This is a genomic window from Methylomonas rhizoryzae, from assembly GCF_008632455.1.
GTDB classification, from domain to species: domain Bacteria; phylum Pseudomonadota; class Gammaproteobacteria; order Methylococcales; family Methylomonadaceae; genus Methylomonas; species Methylomonas rhizoryzae.
In genome coordinates this window covers 4,050,256-4,071,726 of sequence record NZ_CP043929.1, presented here as the reverse complement: position 1 = coordinate 4,071,726, position 21,471 = coordinate 4,050,256, and the positions used below count along the sequence as shown (strand labels likewise).

Below are 21,471 nucleotides of genomic sequence, written 5' to 3'. Positions count from 1 at the left end.
GCATTTTGACCCGTTTGCGCGCCTAATTTTGCCTGCAATGCCTTTTCGTTCGCCCTATTCGCACAGTACCAACCTGATCGGCGTTGCCAGCGCTTGCATCGCCAGTCATTTGTTTAACGACGATCCCAAACCTTTGCATATCGCCGGCACCCGAGAATCGGCGCCCGGCTTGTTCCAGCAATTGGAAACGCAAGATTCGATGCAGGCGTGCGGGCAACTCTTTCAAGACTATATGTGCGTGGTGTTCGGCTTCGAGACCGAGCAGCGATTGCGCGACGACGCCAGCGGCCGTAGACGCTATCGCAACAGTTATTTGCGGCTGATACAGGATTGGGGCTTGGATTCCAACAACGCCCAAGGCGCGGTGTTTAAAGGTTGGGTGGAAAGCCGCTTCGGTTTGTTTCCCAATTATCATAAACAGCGCATCACCGGCTTCATGACCAAGGATTGGTTGGACTACGTTCAGGAAAAAATGAACAGCCGCTACCACAACAACTGCATCTACATGCAGCTGGATTTGCTGTACGAATATTGCCAATGGGTGATAGAGCGTTTCCAGGTACCGGCAGCGGTTCGCAAAACTCTGTACCGTGGCGTCAACGCCTTGGACGAGCACGAAATTTTGGGCGACGAAGATAAGCAACACAAAATCGTGCGTTTCAACAGTTTGATGTCGTTTACCGATCAACGCGACATTGCCGGCGAATTCGGCAGTTATATCCTGGAAGTCGATGTGCCTATGGTGAAATTGGTGTTTTTCAGCGAGTTGCTGCCGCATCACGCGCTGCACGGCGAAGCCGAATATTTGGTGATAGGCGGCGATTACCGGGTCAAGGTGGCCAGATGGTAGACGAGACGGAATTGGCCGACCGGGCGTTAGGCGCCTACTTGGGTTTTGCTTGCGGCGACGCCTTGGGAGCGACCGTGGAGTTCATGTCGCCCAAGCTTATCCGCCGCCGCATCGGCGTGCATCGCGACATTACCGGCGGTGGCTGGTTAGGACTGGACGCCGGGCAGGTTACCGACGATACCCAAATGGCGTTGGCGTTGGGCCAAGCGCTGATCGACCGGCAAGCTTGGGATTTGCGCGCGATTGCGGACAATTTCGTCGCTTGGTTGCAAAGCGAGCCGCCTGACGTCGGCAACACCTGCCGGCGCGGTATCCAGCGCTATCGAGACACGGGCTTTCTGCACGGCGAGCCGAGGGACGACGAAGCCGGCAACGGCGGCTGCATGCGCAACCTGCCGGTGGTGCTGGCGACCTTGCGGCAGCCGCAGCTAATGCTCGATTGCAGCTTGCAGCAATGCCGCTTGACCCATCACCATCCCTTGGCCGATTCGGGAACCCTGGCCATGGCGCAGATGCTGCGCAGTCTGCTGCTAGGTGGCGACGCGGTTGCCTGTAGCCGCATCGCCGAGGATTTGATTCAAGCCGCTCCTCAGTTCGAATTCCGGCCCTATCCCGGCAAGGCTTCCGCTTATATCGTCGATACCGTGCAGACCGTGCTGCATTATTTTTTTGCTACCGACAGTTTCGAAGATTGTCTGATCGCAACGGTCAATCAGGGCGGAGACGCCGACACTACCGGAGCTCTGGCCGGCATGCTGGCCGGCGCCTATTACGGCCTCGACGCGATACCTCAACGCTGGCTGGATGCCTTGGACGCCGAGGTAGCCGGGCAGATACGTCGGCAGACTTCAGCTTTGCTGGCGCTGGCCGACAACATTAACCAGACTTAAGGCGACCGACATCGGGCGACATGTGTGTGCGGCTCATACATCTATCGGTAATACGTTTGCTTGGCCGTTTATTCGTCAAACGCAAAGAATCCGCTAGGCTATGGGGGCGATAGTCGCTAAGCCTTTGCTTGGTCGGGCTGGCGCGCTTAAGTCAGGCGGAGCCATGGCTCGGTAACTGGCACATATATCGCTTTGATTGAAATACTCAAGTTTTTCGACCGGTCGGTGACAAAGTTATGACGGATAAGTACGCTATCGACAGCCACAAATTGGTTTACCACCCGCGCCGGGTCGCGCAGTGGCTGGATGGCCGCGCCGACTGGGAACGGGCTAAGGCTGTCTATCCGATCTACATGGAAATCTCGCCGGTCGGCGCTTGCAACCATCGCTGCACCTTTTGCGCGGTCGATTACATCGGTTACCAGGCCAAGCGGCTGGATGTCAAAATTCTGGCGCAGCGCCTGGCCGAGATGGGCCGGCTCGGCGTCAAGAGCATTATGTACGCCGGCGAGGGCGAGCCGATGCTGCACAAAGAGATCAACGAAATCGTCAAGGCCAGCGTGGATGCCGGCATCGACGTATCGTTCACCACCAACGGCACGCTGATGAATGCCAAATTCATCGAACAATCGCTGCCGCTGACTTCCTGGATCAAAGTGTCGTTGAATGCCGGCAGCGCCGAGACTTACGCGGCGATACACCGCACCAAGCCGGCGGATTTTGATTTGGTGTTGAACAACCTGCGCGCGACGGTCGCGTATAAGCGGGCAAACGGTCTGGCCTGCACGCTGGGCGCGCAGATTCTGTTGTTACCGGAAAACCGCCACGAGATCGCTACCTTGGCCGGGATCTGCAAGGACATCGGCCTGGACTATCTGGTGGTCAAACCCTATTCCCAACACCTGTTCAGCGAGACCCGCGTTTACGAAAACCTACGCTACGACGATTTGCTGGGCATGGCCGAAGAACTGGCGGCTTTTAACGGCGACGGCTTCAACGTGGTGTTTCGCGAACAAACCATGAAAAACTACAGCCAGTCGGACCAACAGCGTTATAAAACCTGCCACGCCACGCCGTATTTTTGGGCGTATATCATGGCCGACGGCGAGGTCTACGGTTGCAGCGCCTATCTGACCGACTCGCGCTTTGCCTACGGCAACATCGCCGAACAAAGTTTTCAGGCGATTTGGGAAGGCGAGAAGCGCCGCGCGAATTGGCATTTCATCGGCCACGAACTGGACATCCACGAGTGCCGCAAAAACTGTCGGATGGAAGCGGTGAATCAATATTTGGACAAATTGGCCGACAACCAACCCGCTCATGTCAATTTCATTTAAGGATCGCGCATGAAGGTCATCGTCACCGGCGGCGCCGGATTTATCGGCAGTCATCTGAGCCGCGAACTGTGGCGCCAAGGCCATGAGGTCAAGGTCATCGACAATCTGGTCGGCGGCCGCAGGGAAACCATCGCCGACTTGCTGGAACAGGAGCGCTTCGAGTTTCATCAGGCCGACATTCGCGATTTTGCCGCCATCGCGCCGCTATTCGCAGGCGTCGATTGGGTGTTTCATCTGGCCGGTCTGGCTGACATCGTGCCGTCCATCGAAAAGCCGCGGGCTTATTACGAAACCAACGTCGACGGCACCTTCAACGTGTTGGAAGCGGCCCGCGCGGTTGGCGTCAAACGCTTGGTGTATGCCGCGTCGTCGTCCTGCTACGGTTTGGCCGAACAGTTCCCGACTCCGGAAACCGCGCCGGTCAAACCGCAATACCCGTATGCGCTGACCAAGTATCTCGGCGAGGAATTGGTGTTGCACTGGGCGCAGCTTTACGGCTTGCCGGCGCTGTCGTTGCGCCTGTTCAACGTCTACGGCCCGCACGCCCGCACCACCGGCGCCTACGGCGCGGTATTCGGGGTGTTTTTGGCGCAAAAGCTGAACGGCAAGCCGTTTACCGTGGTCGGCGACGGCAAGCAAACCCGCGACTTTACCTATGTGACCGACGTGGCCAACGCTTTCATCGCCGCCGCCGAGTCGGAGTGGGTCGGCGAGGTGATGAACGTCGGCAGCGGCGGCAGCTACAGTATTAATAAATTGGTGGGGTTGCTGGGCGGGGACATCGAATATATTCCCAAGCGGCCCGGCGAGCCGGATTGCACCTTTGCCGACACCCGCAAGATCCGGGAAAAGCTGAATTGGCGACCGCAAGTCGATTTTGAGCAGGGCGTAGCGAATATGCTGGCGCATATCGATTATTGGCGGGAAGCGCCGCTGTGGACTTCGGCTTCGATCGCCGACGCCACCGCCGATTGGTTCAAATACCTGGACAAATAAGGAGACCGCTATGCCCATCGTCAAAGCCGCGGGACAGTTTGCGCAATTGCTGGCCGGCTGCCGTTTCAGCGATGCGGCCGGCGCCGAATTGGACGGCGAAGGCGTCGTCGCCGAGGTCCTGGCCGAATTCGCGCGGGTCAAGCAACAACAGGCCAAGGTCATCATCCTCGGTAACGGCGGCAGCGCGGCGATTGCCAGCCATGTGATCACCGATCTGCGCAACGTCGGCGGCTTATGCGCGTTGACCTTGCACGAGGCGGCGCCGTTGACCTGTTTTACCAACGATTTCGGTTACGAACAGGCTTTCGCCAAGCAGGTCGCGGCCTTCGCCTATCCCGACGATTTGTTGATCGCGATCAGCAGCTCCGGCCAGTCGGCCAACATCGTCAACGCGGTCGCGGCCGCCAATGCCAAGGGTTTGGCGGTGCTGACCCTGAGCGGTTTCAAGCCCGACAATCCGTTACGCAAACTGGGGCGCTGGAACGTCTGGCTGGACAGCAGCCATTACGGCATGGTCGAGCTGGCGCATTTGTTCGTGTTGCACCACATCACCGATCATTTGATAAAAACCTAAAGCCATGTCCACCACCAAAATTCTGTCGATCGAGCAACTGGCCCAGCGTTCCGCCGAATTGAAGGCACAGGGCAAAACCGTGGCGCTGTGCCACGGCACCTTCGATTTATTGCACATCGGCCATATCCGCCATTTGCAGGCCGCCGCCCGCGAGGCCGACGCACTGCTGGTCAGCGTCACCGCCGACGAATACGTCAACAAAGGTCCCGGCCGGCCGGTGTTCAATCAATATTTACGGGCCGAAAACATCGCCGCGCTGGCCTGCGTCGATAGTGTGGCGATCAATCATGCGGTGACCGCGGTCAACGTGCTGGACGCGGTCAAGCCCGATCTGTACGTGAAGGGCAGCGACTACAAAAGCACCAGCGACGATTTGACCGGCAATATTCAGCACGAACAAGATGCGGTGGAACGCCACGGCGGCAAGGTGTTTTTCACCGACGAGCTGACCTCCAGTTCCACCCGCTTGCTGAACGAATATTTCGAGGTGTTCTCCCCGGAAATTTCCGCCTATCTGGACGAATTCAAGGAGCGGATCTCGGCCAACGCGATGATAGAGCAACTGAAAGGTTTGCAGAGCCTGAACGTGTTGGTGGTCGGCGAGGCCATCGTCGATGAATACCATTACACCTCGGCCTTGGGCCAGTCCGGCAAGGGCAACGTGTTTTCGGTCAAATACCACGACTACGAACGCTTTGCCGGCGGCGCGATCGCGGTCGCCAATCACGTGGCCGAATTCGCCGGCAACGTTACCTTGCTGTCCGGGTTGGGCGCGACCAAGAGCCACGAAGACTTCATTCGCACCAACCTGAATGCCAACATCGACCCGGTGTTTTTCTTCAGCCAGGATAGGCCGACTATCGTCAAACGCCGCTACGTCGATGCCGATATCGCCAAGTTGTTCGAAGTGTATTTTTACAACGACGCGCCGCTACCGGAAGAAACCAATCGCAAGATCGTGGCTTGGCTGGATCGGCATTTAGGCGATTTCGACGTGGTGATCGTGCCGGATTTCGGCAACGGCTTCATTTCCGGCGAGATGGTGGCGGCCTTGTCCGGCGGCGCCAAATTCCTGGCCGTCAACGCCCAGGTCAACAGCGGTAATCGCGGCTACCATTTAATTACCCGCTATCCGCGCGCCAATTTTCTGTCGATGAACGAACCGGAACTGCGCTTGGCCGTCCATGACAGAGGCGGGGCGATCGAAGAGCTGGCCGGACAACTGGCCGATCGATTGCAGGCCAGCCATATCGCGATCACCCGCGGCACCAAGGGCGCGTTGTTGCTGGATCACATTAAAACCCAATACAAGATTCCGGCCCTGTCGTCGAAAGTGGTGGACCGCATCGGCGCCGGCGATGCCTTTTTGTCGCTGGCCGGACTGTGCCTAGGCGCCGGTCTGGCGCCGGACCTGGCCTTGTTCGCCGGCAGCGCGGCGGCGGCGCTGGACGTGCAAATCGTCTGCAACCGCGAGCCGGTGCGGGCGGTGGCCTTGTTTAAATACATCACCACTTTGTTGAAATGAACTCGCTAAATTCGGCCGAATTACTGGATTTGTATCAGCGGATGCTGCGCATCCGCCGGATCGAAGAAGCCATTGCCGAGCGTTACGCCGAGCAACAAATGCGTTGCCCGACCCATTTATGCATCGGCGAGGAAGCCATCGCGGTCGGGGTCTGTGCGCATCTGACCGACAGCGACAAAGTATTCAGCAATCATCGCGGCCATGGCCATTATCTGGCCAAGGGCGGCAGTCTGGTCGGCTTGATTGCCGAGCTGTACGGCTTTGCCGAAGGTTGTTGCGGCGGACGTGGCGGCTCGATGCATTTGAGCGATTTATCGGCCGGATTTATCGCCTCCACGCCGATCGTCGGCGGCACCGTGCCGGTGGCGGCCGGTTACGCCTGGGGCGAACAGCGCCGGAACTCGAAAAACGTGGTGGTAATCTTTTTCGGCGACGGCTGTTTCGAGGAAGGCGTGTTGCACGAGACCATGAATTTCGCGGTGCTGAAGCAACTGCCACTGGTGATGGTGTGCGAGAACAACCAATATTCGGTGATGACGCCGCTGTACGAACGCCAGCCGGCCCGCGACATCTACCCCATCGCCGCCGCCCACGGCTTACAAGCCGTCAGCGGCGACGGCAACAAGGTCGAGCAAGTGTACGCGCTGGCGGAAAATGCCATCGCCGCTGCTCGAAATGGCGCTGGTCCGCAATTTTTGGAATTGCATACCCACCGCTGGCCGGAACATTGCGGGCCGAACGAAGACGACGAGCTAGGTTACCGCTTTCCCGGCGAGTTGCTGGCCTGGAAACAACGTTGCCCGTTGTTGCATACCGGCCGGACATTGGCCGAGGCCGGCGTCGCCGCCGAGGCCTTGCTCGACATCGAGCAGCGGATTGGCGCCGAGATCGCCGAGGCCTTCGCGCGGGCGCTGGCCGGCCAACCGCCGGAATTGGCCGACATGGAGCGGCATCTATATGTCTGAGACCTTGATGCTGAGTTACGGCGCGGCGATTCGCGAGGCGCTGGACGACGGGCTAAACCGATATCCGGACATGCTGCTGATCGGCGAAGGCGTGCCCGATCCGAAAACCATTTTCGCCACCACCCAAGGCTTGCGCGAGAAATACGGCGCCGAGCGGGTACTGGACATGCCGCTGGCCGAAAACGGCATGACCGGCATCTGCATCGGCGCGGCGCTGGCCGGCATGCGGCCGGTGCTGGTGCATCAGCGTATCGACTTCGCGTTGCTGGCGATGGACCAGCTGGTCAACAATGCCGCCAAATGGCATTACATGTTCGACGGTAAGCAAAGCGTGCCGTTGGTGGTGAGGGTCATTATCGGCCGCGGCTGGGGGCAGGGGCCGCAGCATTCGCAAAGCCTGCAAGCGATGTTCGCCCAGGTGCCGGGTTTGAAAGTGGTGATGCCGACCACGGCCGGCGATGCCTACCATTTCCTGCTGGACGCGATTGCCGACGACGGCCCGGTGTTGTTCGTCGAGCACCGCTGGTTGCATCACGTGATCGGCGAAGTCGATAAACAGCGGCCCGCGGCCGGCTTGCGCGGCGCGGCGGTACTGCGCGCAGGCCGCGACATCAGCATTGCCGCGTTCTCGCATATGAGCATCGAAGCGCTGAAAGCGGCGACCGTGTTGGCCGAGCACGGTATCGAAGCCGAAGTGATCGACATGCGCTGCCTGACCCCGCTGGATGTCGACAGCGTGGCCGGGTCGGCGGCCAAAACCGGTTTGTTGTTGGTGGCCGATTGCGCGCCGGAAATGGCCTCGCTGGGGCATGTGTTGATCTCGCGCTTGTATCAGCGCCAGCCAAACACCTTAAAACAAGCGCCTTGCCTGGTCGCTTATCCGAACCATCCGGTGCCGACCACGCATTTTCAGGCCAACCATTACTACCCCGGCGCGGAGCGGATCGCCGAAGCGGCGCTGGAATTATTGGCGCAACGGCCGCTAATGGATACGCTGCACCGGCAATTGCAATCCGATTTGGCCAAGGATCAGCCCGACCGCAGTTTCGTCGGCCCGTTTTAACTTATTCGAGAACTCGCCATGTCCAAACCCGAGCACATCAACCGATTCGGCAATGCCGCGGTTACCTCCATCCCTGAAGACGCGCCGCTGTTCAACAAGCCGGGCCACAAGCTGAGAACGTCCAACCAGATTGTCGATCGCAGCGCGTTGTCGCAAGACTACCAAGTCATCGACACCAGCCAATTAAGCCGTTTGCCGGGGCAAAAATTTAAGACCGTGAGCCACGACGGCCAGGAAGGCATCGTGCGTTTGGAGGCCGGTTGCGAGCATGAGCCTTCGGTACCCAATCAGTTCACCGGGCCCAGCTTCCGCACCCAGCGCGAACGCTTTCGCTTCGACGGCCACAAGATGATGCACCATCTGGACCGCGTGCAAGCCTGGCAAAACGGCCAGCGCTTCGCGCCGGTGCATATCGACATGGGCCTGACCAAGTTCTGCAATACCGCGTGTCTGTACTGTTACGCGGTGGTGCAAAACATGACCAAGGGCGCGATGATAGGCCGCGAGGCCTTGCTGAATTTCGTCCGCGACTGCGGCAAGTTGGGCGTGCGCTCGTTGGGCTTCATCGGCGACGGCGAGCCGACGCTGAACCCGACCTTGTACGACGCCACGGTGTTGGCCGGCGAACTGGGCATAGACACCGCGATGGCGACCAACGGCATCGCCTTGGACATGGAGCGCGCCCACGACCTGCTGAAGAACATGAGCTATATCCGCTTCAACCTGTCCGCCGGCACCCCGGAAGGTTTCCGCCGGGTGCACCAATCGGTGGAAGGCAATTTCGACTTGCTGATCGCCAAGATCCGCGAACTGGTCAAAATCAAGAAAGAAAACAATTACAAATGCACGATAGGCCTGCAAATGGTGCTGATCCCCGAGTGCTTCGACGAAGTATTGGCCGAAGCCCGGCTGGGTGCCGAACTGGGCGTGGATTACTTCGTGATCAAGCACTGCTCGGATTCCGAATACAAGGAAATCGGCATCGATTACGACGCGTATCTGAACGTCAACGATCTGTTGAAACAAGCCGAGGCATTGAGCAACGAGCACTATGTGGTGCAGGCGAAATGGAACAAGATCAATGCCGCCGGCGAAACCAATCTGTATAAGGACGGCTACCGCAAATACGACCAATGCTTCGGCACGCCGTTTTTGCTGCAAATCTCCGGCAACGGCAAAATCTATCCGTGCGGGCCGTTTTTCAACAAGGAACGCTTTTACATCGGCGATTTGCACAGCGATTCGTTTTACGACTTGGTCGCCAACAGCGAGCGTTACTGGCAAGTGCATAAGGACGTGGCCGAATCGGTGGACGTTCACAAGGATTGTGCGATTGGCTGCCGCCAGGACTACGTGAATAAGTTTCTGTGGGATTTAAAAAATCCGCCGGAACACATCAATTTCATCTGACGCTTAACCGATGGCCGAAACGGTGTTGGACTGTTTTTATCTGAATATCGAGGACGCTTATCGAGCGGCCGAGGCCGGGCATACGGTGGCTGGCGCGGACGGCCGCCGGCGCCAGGCCTATTGCTATTACGACGGCCCGCTGACCGATATTACCTTGCCGAATTTTATTCAGGTTTCGGCCGAACGTTTCGTCGAATTCTTCTCGCACAACCAATTGCCGATTCCCGGCAAAATCGCGATTTCCCAAGACGGCAAGCTGCATTTCGACGATATGCCGGCCGACATCGTCGAGGAAATTCGCCAATACCGGGCCACATACACGCCGGCCGAATCCATCCATTTCGATACCTATTTCGTCGATCCGTTACTGGCCTTGAACGTGGCCAAACAGCGCAACCGCGTTACCTGCGGCCACCCGACCATAGACGGTCTGCAAGTGTGTTATTACCGGGGCGAGTTGCCGGAACACGCGCTGGAAAATCTGCTGCATTTGGAGTTGGACGAATTCGAGGACTTTTTCGTGCGTTCCCGCTTGCGCATGCCCGAGGATATTCAGATACCCGACGGATTGGAACAGGACGTGCAAACGGCGGTTCGTCAGGATATTGCCCATGCGGTCGAATCGGTCAAGCGGCGGCGTATCGCCTTGATTCAGCAATTGTTGAACAAAGCCAAGGCGTTGCGGCCGGGGCCGAATAGCGGGCGACCGCGCATGTTTGTCCCCAGCAGCCGCCTGACCACGGTGATGCAATACAGTTCTCGGGGTATCGCCAAGGCTTTTGCCGCTATGGGTTGGGAGACTTTGGTTTACATCGAGGCCAACGACATGGAAGGCAGCAATACTGTCGATATGCTGCGAAGTTACATCGACTTTGCACCGCACGCCTGTTTCTACGTCAACAGTTTGAACAACAGTTTCCTGCACGACGAGGTCGTCAATCTGGTGTGGTGGCAGGACCTGATGCCGCAGTTAAAAAACCGCCAGCCCTTGAATTGGCGGGATAGGGATTTCAATTTCTCGATCACGCCGCAATTCGATCACTATTTGACGGACTGCGCGGCTAAGCAGGTGGAGCGTTTACACTTCGTCATCGACGATGCGGTATTCCACAACAGTGGTGGCGGCGAGCGCGCCGAGCGCGTGGTGTTCATCGGCAGTTCCTACCGGCCGTTCGTTAATTTCGCCGATACCCGGCACCGGCAGGCTCTGGATGGGTTGACGGCAGTGATGGAAAGCGGCGGCACCTTCGATCAAGCGACGGTGGCCGCTATCGCCGCCGCGGCCGGTCTGGATTACGAATTCGTGTTTTGGAAGTTGCTGCATTACGCCACGCGCGATCATTCGCTGCATTGGCTGTGCCAAGCGAGGTCCGAACTGCCTATCGACGTGTACGGCCGTTATTGGGAGCAAGACGACTTAATCGCGCCTTATTTTCGGGGTGAACTGGCGCACGGCGAGGCAGTAGCCGAGGTTTACCGCCGTGCCCGCTATGCGCTGGTCTGCCATCCGTTCGAAGTGAATTCGCAGCGCTTGGCCGAAGTGGCCGCCTGCGGTTGTATTCCGTTGGTTTACGATTGTCGCGACGTGGCCGAAGCGCCGTATTGGGAACGGCATTGTCTATTCTTCAAAACCGCCGCCGATTTGCAGAACATACTGAGCCGGCGCTTACGTCCGGCCGAGCCGCCGGAATTATTGGCGGCACAATTTACTTACAAAGCCGCCGCGCACCGGGTCGGCGAAGTGGCCGGGCTGGCATCCTGGGCGAATCCGGCGGCGCGAATCGAGGCTATGGGCGATGCGTTGTTGCCGGATTCGTTCGGCGCACGGCTCCGCTTGCAGTGCGACAGCGCGGCTACCCGCCGGGCTTGCCTGGGCCGCTGGCAAGCGAATTTAGCGGCCTTGGCGCAACATCGTCCGCAATTGCATGCTCAGCTGATGCAAGCGTGGCAGACGTTGCATGCAGAAATCGAGCTGGGCAGCCCGATAGGCGACGAATTTTGGCGCATCAGCGTGTCGTTATCCGGCCGTGCGGCCTACCGCTTGGACATCGTCGCTTTGCTGGAACATCGCGCAATGCTTGCCGACAACGCCAAAACCATGACGCGGGAAAATACCTGTTGTTACGCGTTGGCCGGCATCGGCGCCGGCTACGAGTTGCTGGCGGCATTTCAGGCGAGCGAGCGGCCGATTCCGGAAATGGCCGAGTTCGAAGTGCCGCTGTATGTGTTCGAATCCCGCCCGGACATGTGGTTGTTGAATCTGCTGTTGCACGATCTTGTTCCGCTATTGGCCGCGCCGCGCCTGCGCATTTACCACGGCGAGCGGCTGGCCGAGCGAATCGAGGCCGAGTTTGCCCGCTTCGAGGCAGCGCTGCCGGACGTCTTGTTCAACTTGGACCCGGGCGCCGAGTTCGGCGCCGAAGCAATTTTCCAACGGGTGATCGACGCCAAGCAGAACAGGGCGCAACGCCACGCCGACAATCTGCGCGACGTGGCGGAATACTATGCGGGCATAGGTATGGATGCCTGGCGAGACAAATTTCGCGAAGAGCGGCGCGGCGAACTGCGGGTGATGGGGTTTATCTCGCGTTTTTCCAGCTATTTAAAATATTGCATGCGCGACTGGCTGGACGGCTTTGAACGCCTGGGTGCGAATGTCCAGTTGTGCAGCGAATCGGAAAATTATTATTTGAGCACCATCGAACAGTTGCTCGACGACATCAATCGTTTCAAGCCGGATCTGATTTTGACCATAGATCATTTCCGTCACGAATACCAAGGCATCCCGCAGCAATTGCCGTTTGTCAATTGGATACAGGATATGTTACCCAACATTCGCTTCAATCAAATTGCGCCCGGTCCGTTCGATTTGAATTTCGTGTTTGCCCAGCGCTGGCTTAGCTTTAACACCCTGCCGTTGTATCAAGACTATCCACTGCAATTTTTGCCCTTGGGTTTCAATGACAGCCAATATCACCCATTGCCGCAAACGGTTAGCGAGTGCGACGTATTGCTGGTTAGTCATCTGGAAGCACCGGGCGATACCTTGCAGCCGTTACGCGACCCGGCGTTGCAGTTGAATCTTAACGCCGAGGAAGCGGACTTGATTCGGCGCGGCGTGCTGAGTTTGACGCAGTTGCGTGCCCTATACGCCGTCCTGGAAAGTCATTGCGCGCCGATGACGATGGCCGAATTCGAGGAGTTTTGCACCGTGCATCCGGGTAAAACCGCGGCCGATTTTCGCGATTTGTTTGCCCGACATGGCTACACGCTTAGCGACGAGGTCCTCGACTTACTGCTGTGCCTGAAAGGCAACCGCCTGCATTGCGAGTATTTGAATCGCATGAAATATTGGCCGATCCGGTTGTTGGCCGGGGCTTTTCCGAATCTAAAGATTCAAGTGTACGGTAAACATTGGGAGGCCTATCCGGCGTTTGCCGGCTTAGCTAGAGGCGTGGCCGAAAACGGTGCGGCGCTGAACCGCATCATGCAACAGGCTAAAATTTGTTTGAATGCCAATCCCGGAGTGACACTGCACATGCGGGCCCTGGAAATTATCGCCGCCGGCCGGTTTATGTTGTCTAGGCAGATGCTTTACGACGGTTCGCCGTTGCGCGAGTTCTTCGATGCCGACGCGGTAGTGCTGTACCGCGACGAGGCGGATTTGCTGGCCAAAGTCGAGTATTACTTGAACAACCCGCAGGCGCGCGAGCGGGTTGCCGCCAATGCGCTGCGCGGTCTGGACCAGAAATTGTCATATCGGGCTGTTGCCGAACGAATTTTGGCGGCGGCGGTACAGCGCTTTTGTGCCCTGGAGCCGGTATGAGGTTGCAACATCTGGCGTTGTTCATGCCGCGCAATACCCCGTTTTATCGACGCATTTACGGTTTTTTGCGGGACGCATTCGCCAGTCTGGACGTGCGGGTTAGCGGCGGTTGCGGTTTGCTGGACGATGCGCAAATGCTCACTTGGTTGGTCAAGCACAAGCCGGACGCAGTGTTCGAAATGAATCGGGTCAAGAACGAAGTGCCGGCTTTACACCGGTATAAAATCCCGCATATTGCGTGGATCGTGGATTTTCAGGGACGGACCGAGGCGCAAATCGCCGGCAGCGAAATCACCTATTTTTTCGATCCGGGCTGGGATGTCAACTACCGCACCGGCGGTTTGCAGGATTGGCTGCCGCCCGGTACTTGCGCGCAAACCTTTCAGCCGCTGCCCGGGGCCTTGCCGGCGGATGTGGAATTCAATTTTATCGGTCATATTCCGTTGCCGTGGAGTGCTGCCGAACTGGCGCGACCGGTCGCGGCGGATTCGGCGCTGAGCTTTGCCGAATTGTTGCAGCGTTACGACGGGCATCTACAAGCTACGCGCGAGCAAATCAAAACCCACGGCGATTTAAAGCGCATCATCGACGCGCTATTGGCCGAAGCAGGCGCGACGCCGGAACCCGAATTTTTAAACGCCTGTTATTACGACTTGATGGAGCGGACCAAACGCGTGCAAAATCGCACGGAGCTGTTGAATTTCGCGCTGGGCAAGTCGAAGTCGATTGCGATTTACGGCAGCGCCAACTGGGCGCAATGGCGCGAATACCGGCCGTTTTATCGGCATTTTCTGGATTGTCCGGCCGAATTGAACCGGGTGCATCAATATTCGCGCATCAATTTGCACGACGGCGTGAGTTTTCACTTTCGCGCCATTGACTGTCTGGCTTCCGGCGGTCTGTTGTTTTGGTACGATAACGACGAGGTCAATTCAGAAGTTTTGCTCGGCCGCGGCTTGCACGACCACTTCGACGCCAGTCGACACTACTTTGCCTTTAAACGCGAGAATTTCGAACACGTTTATCATCAGGCCGCGGAGTGTCGGGCCACGGGGCGTGCTATCGTCGCCGAGGTGCGGGCGCTGATCGCAGCCAAGCATACCTGGCGCGCCCGCGCCGAAAAAATCATTCACGACTTAGCCTATGTCTGACAGGTGATTGCGATGAGAACCCTCTTGATTTCCCCCAGTTATTATCCGCAGGCCAACGCTTCGTACTATCCGTTGGGCCTGGCTTATATTTCGGCCTATATCCAGAGCCAAGGCCATCAGGTGGTAGGCTTGAACTTCAACCACATGCCGATGGAAAAACGCAATCCGGTCTTGCGCGATACCTTGTTGCACGAAGCGGTCGATATTATCGGTATCAGCGGTTTGACCGTGGCGTTTAACGAGATCGACCGTTTGATCAAAGCCATTCGGGACATTCGCGCCGACGTGCCCATCGTATTGGGCGGCGGCATTACCTCGGTGGAAGGCGAATTGATGATGGACACCTTGCGGCCGGATTACGCGGTAGTCGGCGAGGGCGAGTTGATTTTCACCCGCTTGTTGAAAGCCTTGGAGGAAGGCGACGACGTGCGCAAAATCGCCGGGATCTGGTGCTGGGACGCCGATAGGCCCAAATTCACCGGCGAGGGTGAGTCGCCTAAGTATCTGGACGACTTGCCGTTGCCGGATTTGGACTCGTTCGGGATACGCGAGCATATCGGTTTACAGGGCGAACACGGTCAGTTCTCCTATCATTTGACCCGGCTGGACGCCGGCCGCTCGTTCCCGATTGCCGCCAGTCGATCCTGCCCGTTTAAATGTACGTTTTGCCATCATGCCGGCATGGGGGCGTATAAAAAACACGACATTGGTCGGGTGGTCGAGCAAATCGAGGGTTATATTCAAACCTACGGCATCAATAATTTTTCGATTTACGACGAATTATTCTCGGCCAATAAGGCTAGGGTGGTCGAGTTTTGCGATTTGCTGAAACAGCGCAAACTGAATATTCAATGGTTTTGCCAGTTGCGCATGGATCAGCTGGATTTGCCGATGCTGAAAATGATGAAGGAAACCGGCTGTAATTATATTTCCTTCGGCATAGAGAGCGGCAGCGACGCGATATTGGGCAGCATGAAGAAAAAAATTACCAAGCAAACGATTACCGATGCGGTAAAAATCGTGCGCGAGGCGAAAATCGGCATACAAGGTAATTTCTTATTCGGCGATCCGGCCGAAACTCAGGAAACCATCCGCGAGAGTTTGCAGTTTCAACAAGACAATCAATTATATTTTTGCGATTGGTCGGCGGTGATTCCCTATGCCGGTACCCCTATTTACCATTATGCGTTGGAAAAAGGCTTAATTGCCGATCGCGAAACCTTTATGCGCAGTTTATGCAATATTTCCGGCTATTTATATAACAGCCAGGTCAATATGACGCAGATGAGCGACGAGGAATATAAGGATTGGTATATTTCGTTGCGCGAGTTGAACGATGAAAATCACCGAAAGCGCTGTACCAAAGTGGTGGCCGGCGAGATTTTGGAGCGCTGGAAATCGAGAATCACCATCGAGTGTCCCTGTTGTAGCCATCAACAAACCCTGGATTTGCCATTTCCGTTCGAACAGGACGAAAACGGCCCGATTTTAGCCGGGCCGGTCGGGGTGCAAGGCATGAACGTATTATGCCCGGATTGCGGGCGGAAAATGCATTTGAAAGCCAAGGATATTCCGCATATGCAAGGGGTTTACCAGCGTTTTCAACGCGCGCTGGATGAAATCAAGGCTAATGGGCAAAAAGCCATTTTCACGCCATCGCTGGATCGATTTGCCAAGGTATTTTTGGAAGATATGCATATCGATGAGAATATCGTTGAGGCTGTGTTCGATACTCGGTCATTCCGTGAGAATAAACTCTTTTTAGGTCATTCCACGGCGTTGATCGATAGTAATAATATCGAGCAATTTAATGACAAAGTTGTGGTCATTTTGCCGTGGGTTGAGTTTCGTAACCTGATCGACCGACTCGAACGACACCACGTAAAGCCAAGGCAGTTAATTAGCTGGAATTTAATGTTCGCCGATGCTTGATCTAAAAAGAAGGATACATCGAGTATCGGTATTGATGCCAAAGGATAATCCATGGTATTGGTCGGTGGCGGCGCAAATTGCCCAAGGATTTTCCGCACTGGGTCTGCAGGCGAGTTATTACTGCGGTACGCTTACCGAAGCGGAGTTGGCGGGCTGGGTGGCGTGTCATAAGCCGCAATTGATATTCGATATGAATTGCTCGCGGGCGGATAGGCCGGGTCTTGGTTCGGACATTTTTCATATTTGCTGGGTGGTCGACTTTAACGGTCGCAGCTTGGAGGCTTTTGCCGGAAGCGATATTACCTATTTGTTTGCCGCGGAATGGCTGCAGAGTTGCGGTAGTCGGGAAAATTACCATTGGCTACCGCCCGGAGTGAGTGCTGAATGTTATTTTCCGCAAGCGGGAGCGTTTAGTCATATTGCTTCTTTTGTCGGACATATTCCCAAACCATGGTCTGAGGCGGAGTTGCAGCGGAATATCGCCGCCGGAGATCGAGTCTTGCGGTTTGCCGATGTTTTGCCAATGTTGGAGGATACCTTAACGCGGCACAAATCCCGCTATGTGGTGCAGGCCGATTACAATGCATTGCTGAGCGAATTGGCAACACAGCACTTTGGCGTAAATATTCGATTCGGTGCCGTATTGGATTACGATTTAAGCGGGCGCTTGATTCGTTTGCTTAACCGCCGGGCCTTAGTGGATCAGTTGGTCGAGATAGAGGGATTGGCTATCTATGGTCCGGACAATTGGGCGTTATGGCCGCAGTATCGACCGTTTTATCAGCGATTTTTGTCATCGGTCGATGAGCTACGCGCCGTTTACAATCAATCGCAGATTAATTTTCACGAGGGCTGTAGCATGCATTTTAGAGTGGTCGATGCCATGGCTTGTCGCAGTCTGTTGTTCGTAAAAAATCATGGTTACCACGAAGGAGATGCGGGGCTTGATCGCTTCTTCGAACCGGGAGTGCATTACGTCGCGTTTCAGGCCGAGAACTTAATCGAGCTGTATCAATACTATTCAAATAATACCAATCTGGCCGATAAAGTCAGAGATGCGGCATTTCAAGCCATCACTGCGCAGCATACCTGGCGCCATCGCGCCGAGCAAATCATCGAAGATCTGGCGGCAACTTGAGTCCTATCGCCGGTAACACGACATCAACTATCGGGAGTGTGAAATGATCGAATGCGCAGTTCAGGAAGCGGTGGCCAGTATTGTCGATCAAGGCTATTACGTGTTACGCGATGCGGTTAATCTGGCGGATTTGGTCGATTTCGCCGCCGCTTACGAGAACGTATTTAGATTGGAACCGCCTCAAGTACATACGGTAACGTTGGATAACGGTCATCTTTACAACGTACACCATTCCACTTTACGTAAATTTACCGGGTTTGAGGCGTTATTGAAATTTTTCGACGCGGAAAAATTGCGGGATGTCGTGCATGCCTACATGAACTTGTTTTTTGATTATCCGCGTAACGACGTTCATGAGGTCTTTGAGGTAGAGCATAATTTTAAGCTCGGTAGCACCAACGGCAGTCCGTTGCATTTCGACATGGTGCCTTCACTGAAAACATTTATATATCTGGATCGCACGACCCGGGACAATGGCGCGGTGCGGGTGTTGCCCGGCTCGCACGTGCCGGCGCGCGAGTTTGCGCTACGAGCCTTGCAACAAAATCCGAACCCGTTGGTTTCAGATAGTTTTTTGTCCGATGCCGCTGCGTATGAGCAACTGCATCTCGAAGGCGAGCCCGGCACTATTATTTTTTTGGATACCTACTGTCTGCACGGTGGCGGAATTCTAAGCGGGAATCGTCCGCGGCGCAGCGTGCGGGCGGTTAGTTGGGCCAGGCCTCTACACCAACACTATTTTGTCCATCCAGTGTTTAACCGGGTAGAGGTTAATCCGAATTATCAAAAGTTGGGTTTTTACAATCCTTGTCCGGTGACCGCCGAATTACCGCCGCATGACCTCGGCAGTATGTACCGCGAAATTTAATCTACCAAGCACTACGAATGACCGTAAACGCCGCGATCGAAGATAAAATTGCCCAGTGCACTGCATTGGTGGCGGAGCAGCCGAACGATGCGCAATTACACTTGAAATTGGGAGTGTACTATTTGCAGAGGGATACTCAAAAAATCTCCGACGGGGTCTGTGCCGAACAGCATATATCCCGGGCAATTTCGTTAGGTTGTGGATCTGCTTTTGCGTTTTTCCACTTGGGATTGGCGGTACGCATGCAAGGCAAGGGCGGTTGCGACCACTGGTTTCGCGAGGCGATTCGCTTAGATCCGGGACATTACGTGGCGCGTCAGTTTCTAGCGCACGAGCATTTGATCGAGGGTGATCTGAAAAGCGCGCAACGCGAGTTGCGTGCGGCTTCGGCCTTGGCGCCGGAAGATCGGGAAATCCAAAATGATTTGCACGATATAGAGGCCATTCTTAGCGAACATAAACAAAAAGTAAACATTGCCCGCTGGCCCGCTAAGCTGAGCGATTTTGCAGATTTAGATCAATGTATCGGAAAGCATGTGTTACAGGGAGTTGCGCCGACCAACTTGTTTAATGGCCAATCGAAAATATGTACCTTCGGTTCCTGTTTTGCCGGCAATATTGCCAGAGTGCTACGCAAATTTGACGTCGATGCAGAAAATATTACGTTTGGCGAGTATATAAACAGTACGTTTGCCAATTTAGCTTATTTGCGTTGGGTTGCTGGCGAAACGATTTCCGATAAACTCGGGCATCGGCTTGCCGAAATTTTCGATCAGCCGGCCGAAAGTTACCGCGAAAAAATTGCCAAAGCGCAATTGTTGATTATTACCTTAGGCGTGGCTCCGGCGTTTTTCGAACTGGAAAGCGGCGAATTCGTTTTGCCTAAAGCCAGTCAGATCAATATGCGCTTGTTTGCCGCGAAATATCACTTTCGAACTACAACAGTGGACGAAAACTTAAATAACTTAAAAGCCATGGTGGCGCTTGTCAGGCGATTATCACCCGCCGTTACTATTGTCATTACGGTCTCACCGGTGCCGCTAGCGGTAACTTTCGAATACGATTCGCCCATTGTCGCCGATTGCGTTTCGAAATCGGTGTTGAGAATTGCCGCGGACCAGCTGATGCGCGAGCGAATTCCCGGTATTTATTATTGGCCTTCGTTCGAAGTGGTACGGTGGGTCGGTGGATATCGTGGCGATGCGTTCGGGGCGGAAGACGGTTCAACGCATCATGTTTCCGAACAGACCGTCGATTCGATTATTCGAGCATTTATTCGCCAATGTGGCGATGCCGAGCTGCAACATAGAATGACGTTATGAGAACGAGCAAATTGTTTGATGATGTTTTTAGTGTGTCGCATGCGGCGCTTGAGCTAAAAAATGTAATGGCTCAACGGGTACTAGCGGACCGAGTGCCGGATTTTTTAAAGGAAGAAAGCATTAATGCCCATGCCATACAGCTTAGTTTGCAAGCTTACGATCCAGAGCGTTTAAAGCATAAGGCACGTTTATTGGTAAATTCCGCGTCGGAATTTTGTGCGGGATTAACGTCGGCGTTATCAGCTCACGGCTACGAAGTGATTAAATCGGACGGAAACTCCGACTCGGAAGCGTCAGCCGGCGATAAATGTCATAGCGATCTTATCGTAGCCGATCAAATTTTTTCCAATCAACGTTTCGGTGAATTTTATTTAGGGTTTCTGGCGGAACATCGGCGAGATTTGACCGAAAAACTTACGGGTTGTATTGCGGCAGATCGGCCGGTCGTGGTTTTTACGGCGAAAAAGGTATATTTCAATCAACTGCGTATGAGTAAGGTTTTACGCGACAAGGGCTATCGGACGATCGCGTTGGTGTTTGATTGCTCGATGGCCCAACACCAAGCGGGTTTTTTCGATGAGGTTATTTACACCGACTTGTTGAGTTTTTTGTTGTTTTTAAACAAATTCGACGAAGATGTGCTATTGCATACCCAAGGCTGGTTATTTAGATACCACATCCCTGTTATTATAGACATGTATAAATCCACGCGCTGTAAGCAGATTATCGAGATGATGGACAGTCAGTCGTTTTATCTGCCGGAATCTTTATTTAGTAAGTTTCCTAATTCTTTGAAACAGGCATGGGGCGATAATGTCCTGGAGAATCATGCCGTGCAGCTGGCTTGCGAATATTACATAGTTCATCATTCCGATGGCGTTATATTCAACGGCGATGAAACTTATCGCGAACCCCTAGTCAAGCGCGACTCCCAAGGATTGCGCGATAAACATTTAGCGTTTCCGGCTTTGCCGTTAAAAGATTTTTTTTATATATCTAATCAATCTAATCAGCAAAAACGTCTTGTGTTCGTCGGAGGTATTCCACCGTTGACGAATAACCGGCCTCATGAGTTATTCGGCGACTCGCAGCTGCTCAATTTAGTAAAAAGCCTCATCGATAGCGGATGTTATCTTGATATTTATAATAATCCGTTATTGGCGCCGGAGTCCGAGTATAAACGATTGTATCCTGATTATATGGATATGGCCAAAAGTAGTGATAGATTCAATTTTTATGCCGGCGATATGCCGCAGTATATCAATCAAATAATTTCCGCTTATGATATTGGTCTTATGGTTTACGATTTTTGTGGTACATATGCGGGAGATTTGCACTTTAAACATCTCATCCCGACTAAGTTATTTAATTACTTAGAGGCAGGGTTGCCGGTATTGGTAAGCGAGCGATTTTCGGCTGTGTGCAATATAGTTAAAGAATATGATATTGGTGTGATTATCGGGCCGGATGAGCTGGATCTTATTCCAGAGATCGTTGCAGTAACCGATATTGCCCGATTGAAAAAAAATGTTGTGGCTGCCCGAGAAAAGTTGCAAATGCATAACAATATCGACCGGCTGACCGGGTTTTATCAACAGGTGATGGCCTGAGCTCCAGCCCGCGC

The 21,471-nt window shown here is 54.8% G+C and carries 16 protein-coding genes; all 16 read left to right on the top strand.

Features of this window, described 5'->3' with window-relative positions:
- Positions 1-37 precede the first annotated feature (37 nt).
- The 16 genes from F1E05_RS17985 (at position 38) to F1E05_RS17910 (ending at position 21,457) form a co-directional block, all read left to right on the top strand.
- Complete coding sequence (locus F1E05_RS17985; protein WP_150050925.1) at positions 38-850, top strand: NAD(+)--dinitrogen-reductase ADP-D-ribosyltransferase; 813 nt, start codon at positions 38-40, stop codon at positions 848-850.
- Positions 844-1,740 carry an ADP-ribosyl-[dinitrogen reductase] hydrolase gene (gene draG / locus F1E05_RS17980; RefSeq protein WP_150050923.1) on the top strand — a complete coding sequence of 299 codons (897 nt, stop codon included), beginning with the start codon at positions 844-846 and terminating at the stop codon, positions 1,738-1,740. The genes F1E05_RS17985 and draG overlap by 7 nt, the downstream gene beginning before the upstream one ends.
- A 236-nt stretch (positions 1,741-1,976) precedes the next feature.
- Positions 1,977-3,077, top strand: coding sequence for a radical SAM protein (locus F1E05_RS17975; RefSeq protein ID WP_150050921.1), 1,101 nt, complete (start codon positions 1,977-1,979; stop codon positions 3,075-3,077).
- A gap of 9 nt (positions 3,078-3,086) precedes the next feature.
- Positions 3,087-4,073 carry an SDR family oxidoreductase gene (locus F1E05_RS17970; protein ID WP_150050919.1) on the top strand — a complete coding sequence of 329 codons (987 nt, stop codon included), beginning with the start codon at positions 3,087-3,089 and terminating at the stop codon, positions 4,071-4,073.
- Between the two features lie 10 nt (positions 4,074-4,083).
- The gene (locus F1E05_RS17965; RefSeq protein WP_150050917.1) at positions 4,084-4,647 is read left to right on the top strand and encodes an SIS domain-containing protein; all 564 of its coding nucleotides are present in this window, start codon (positions 4,084-4,086) and stop codon (positions 4,645-4,647) included.
- A gap of 4 nt (positions 4,648-4,651) precedes the next feature.
- Entirely contained in the window at positions 4,652-6,172 is a 1,521-nt protein-coding gene (locus F1E05_RS17960) for a PfkB family carbohydrate kinase (RefSeq protein WP_150050915.1), read from the top strand.
- On the top strand, positions 6,169-7,137 hold the full coding sequence (locus F1E05_RS17955) for a thiamine pyrophosphate-dependent dehydrogenase E1 component subunit alpha (RefSeq protein ID WP_150050913.1): 969 nt from the start codon (positions 6,169-6,171) through the stop codon (positions 7,135-7,137). The genes F1E05_RS17960 and F1E05_RS17955 overlap by 4 nt, the downstream gene beginning before the upstream one ends.
- Complete coding sequence (locus tag F1E05_RS17950; RefSeq protein ID WP_150050911.1) at positions 7,130-8,200, top strand: alpha-ketoacid dehydrogenase subunit beta; 1,071 nt, start codon at positions 7,130-7,132, stop codon at positions 8,198-8,200. Before F1E05_RS17955 ends, F1E05_RS17950 begins: the two co-directional genes overlap by 8 nt.
- 18 nt (positions 8,201-8,218) lie before the next feature.
- The gene (locus F1E05_RS17945; RefSeq protein WP_150050909.1) at positions 8,219-9,610 is read left to right on the top strand and encodes a radical SAM protein; all 1,392 of its coding nucleotides are present in this window, start codon (positions 8,219-8,221) and stop codon (positions 9,608-9,610) included.
- 10 nt (positions 9,611-9,620) lie between these two features.
- The gene (locus tag F1E05_RS17940) at positions 9,621-13,436 is read left to right on the top strand and encodes a glycosyltransferase family protein (protein WP_150050907.1); all 3,816 of its coding nucleotides are present in this window, start codon (positions 9,621-9,623) and stop codon (positions 13,434-13,436) included.
- Positions 13,433-14,587 carry a glycosyltransferase family protein gene (locus F1E05_RS17935; RefSeq protein ID WP_150050905.1) on the top strand — a complete coding sequence of 385 codons (1,155 nt, stop codon included), beginning with the start codon at positions 13,433-13,435 and terminating at the stop codon, positions 14,585-14,587. The genes F1E05_RS17940 and F1E05_RS17935 overlap by 4 nt, the downstream gene beginning before the upstream one ends.
- A gap of 12 nt (positions 14,588-14,599) precedes the next feature.
- Positions 14,600-16,519: a B12-binding domain-containing radical SAM protein gene (locus F1E05_RS17930; RefSeq protein WP_150050903.1), complete on the top strand. Its 1,920-nt coding sequence runs from the start codon at positions 14,600-14,602 to the stop codon at positions 16,517-16,519.
- A gap of 34 nt (positions 16,520-16,553) precedes the next feature.
- Positions 16,554-17,657, top strand: coding sequence for a glycosyltransferase family protein (locus tag F1E05_RS17925; RefSeq protein WP_190303186.1), 1,104 nt, complete (start codon positions 16,554-16,556; stop codon positions 17,655-17,657).
- A gap of 43 nt (positions 17,658-17,700) precedes the next feature.
- Complete coding sequence (locus tag F1E05_RS17920; RefSeq protein ID WP_150050899.1) at positions 17,701-18,525, top strand: phytanoyl-CoA dioxygenase family protein; 825 nt, start codon at positions 17,701-17,703, stop codon at positions 18,523-18,525.
- A 17-nt stretch (positions 18,526-18,542) separates the two neighbouring features.
- On the top strand, positions 18,543-19,847 hold the full coding sequence (locus F1E05_RS17915; RefSeq protein ID WP_150050897.1) for a GSCFA domain-containing protein: 1,305 nt from the start codon (positions 18,543-18,545) through the stop codon (positions 19,845-19,847).
- Positions 19,844-21,457, top strand: a complete 1,614-nt coding sequence (locus F1E05_RS17910) for a glycosyltransferase family protein (RefSeq protein ID WP_150050895.1) — start codon at positions 19,844-19,846, stop codon at positions 21,455-21,457. The genes F1E05_RS17915 and F1E05_RS17910 overlap by 4 nt, the downstream gene beginning before the upstream one ends.
- Positions 21,458-21,471 lie beyond the last annotated feature (14 nt).

Bases quoted from the DNA above. Each gene is read 5' to 3' on its own strand.
- F1E05_RS17940 (WP_150050907.1), top strand. From the start codon at position 9,621: ATGGCCGAAACGGTGTTGGACTGTTTTTATCTGAATATCGAGGACGCT.
- F1E05_RS17945 (WP_150050909.1), top strand. From the start codon at position 8,219: ATGTCCAAACCCGAGCACATCAACCGATTCGGCAATGCCGCGGTTACC.
- F1E05_RS17960 (WP_150050915.1), top strand. From the start codon at position 4,652: ATGTCCACCACCAAAATTCTGTCGATCGAGCAACTGGCCCAGCGTTCC.
- F1E05_RS17955 (WP_150050913.1), top strand. From the start codon at position 6,169: ATGAACTCGCTAAATTCGGCCGAATTACTGGATTTGTATCAGCGGATG.
- F1E05_RS17965 (WP_150050917.1), top strand. From the start codon at position 4,084: ATGCCCATCGTCAAAGCCGCGGGACAGTTTGCGCAATTGCTGGCCGGC.
- F1E05_RS17920 (WP_150050899.1), top strand. From the start codon at position 17,701: ATGATCGAATGCGCAGTTCAGGAAGCGGTGGCCAGTATTGTCGATCAA.
- F1E05_RS17915 (WP_150050897.1), top strand. From the start codon at position 18,543: ATGACCGTAAACGCCGCGATCGAAGATAAAATTGCCCAGTGCACTGCA.
- draG (WP_150050923.1), top strand. From the start codon at position 844: ATGGTAGACGAGACGGAATTGGCCGACCGGGCGTTAGGCGCCTACTTG.
- F1E05_RS17930 (WP_150050903.1), top strand. From the start codon at position 14,600: ATGAGAACCCTCTTGATTTCCCCCAGTTATTATCCGCAGGCCAACGCT.
- F1E05_RS17985 (WP_150050925.1), top strand. From the start codon at position 38: ATGCCTTTTCGTTCGCCCTATTCGCACAGTACCAACCTGATCGGCGTT.
- F1E05_RS17935 (WP_150050905.1), top strand. From the start codon at position 13,433: ATGAGGTTGCAACATCTGGCGTTGTTCATGCCGCGCAATACCCCGTTT.
- F1E05_RS17925 (WP_190303186.1), top strand. From the start codon at position 16,554: ATGCCAAAGGATAATCCATGGTATTGGTCGGTGGCGGCGCAAATTGCC.
- F1E05_RS17975 (WP_150050921.1), top strand. From the start codon at position 1,977: ATGACGGATAAGTACGCTATCGACAGCCACAAATTGGTTTACCACCCG.
- F1E05_RS17910 (WP_150050895.1), top strand. From the start codon at position 19,844: ATGAGAACGAGCAAATTGTTTGATGATGTTTTTAGTGTGTCGCATGCG.
- F1E05_RS17970 (WP_150050919.1), top strand. From the start codon at position 3,087: ATGAAGGTCATCGTCACCGGCGGCGCCGGATTTATCGGCAGTCATCTG.
- F1E05_RS17950 (WP_150050911.1), top strand. From the start codon at position 7,130: ATGTCTGAGACCTTGATGCTGAGTTACGGCGCGGCGATTCGCGAGGCG.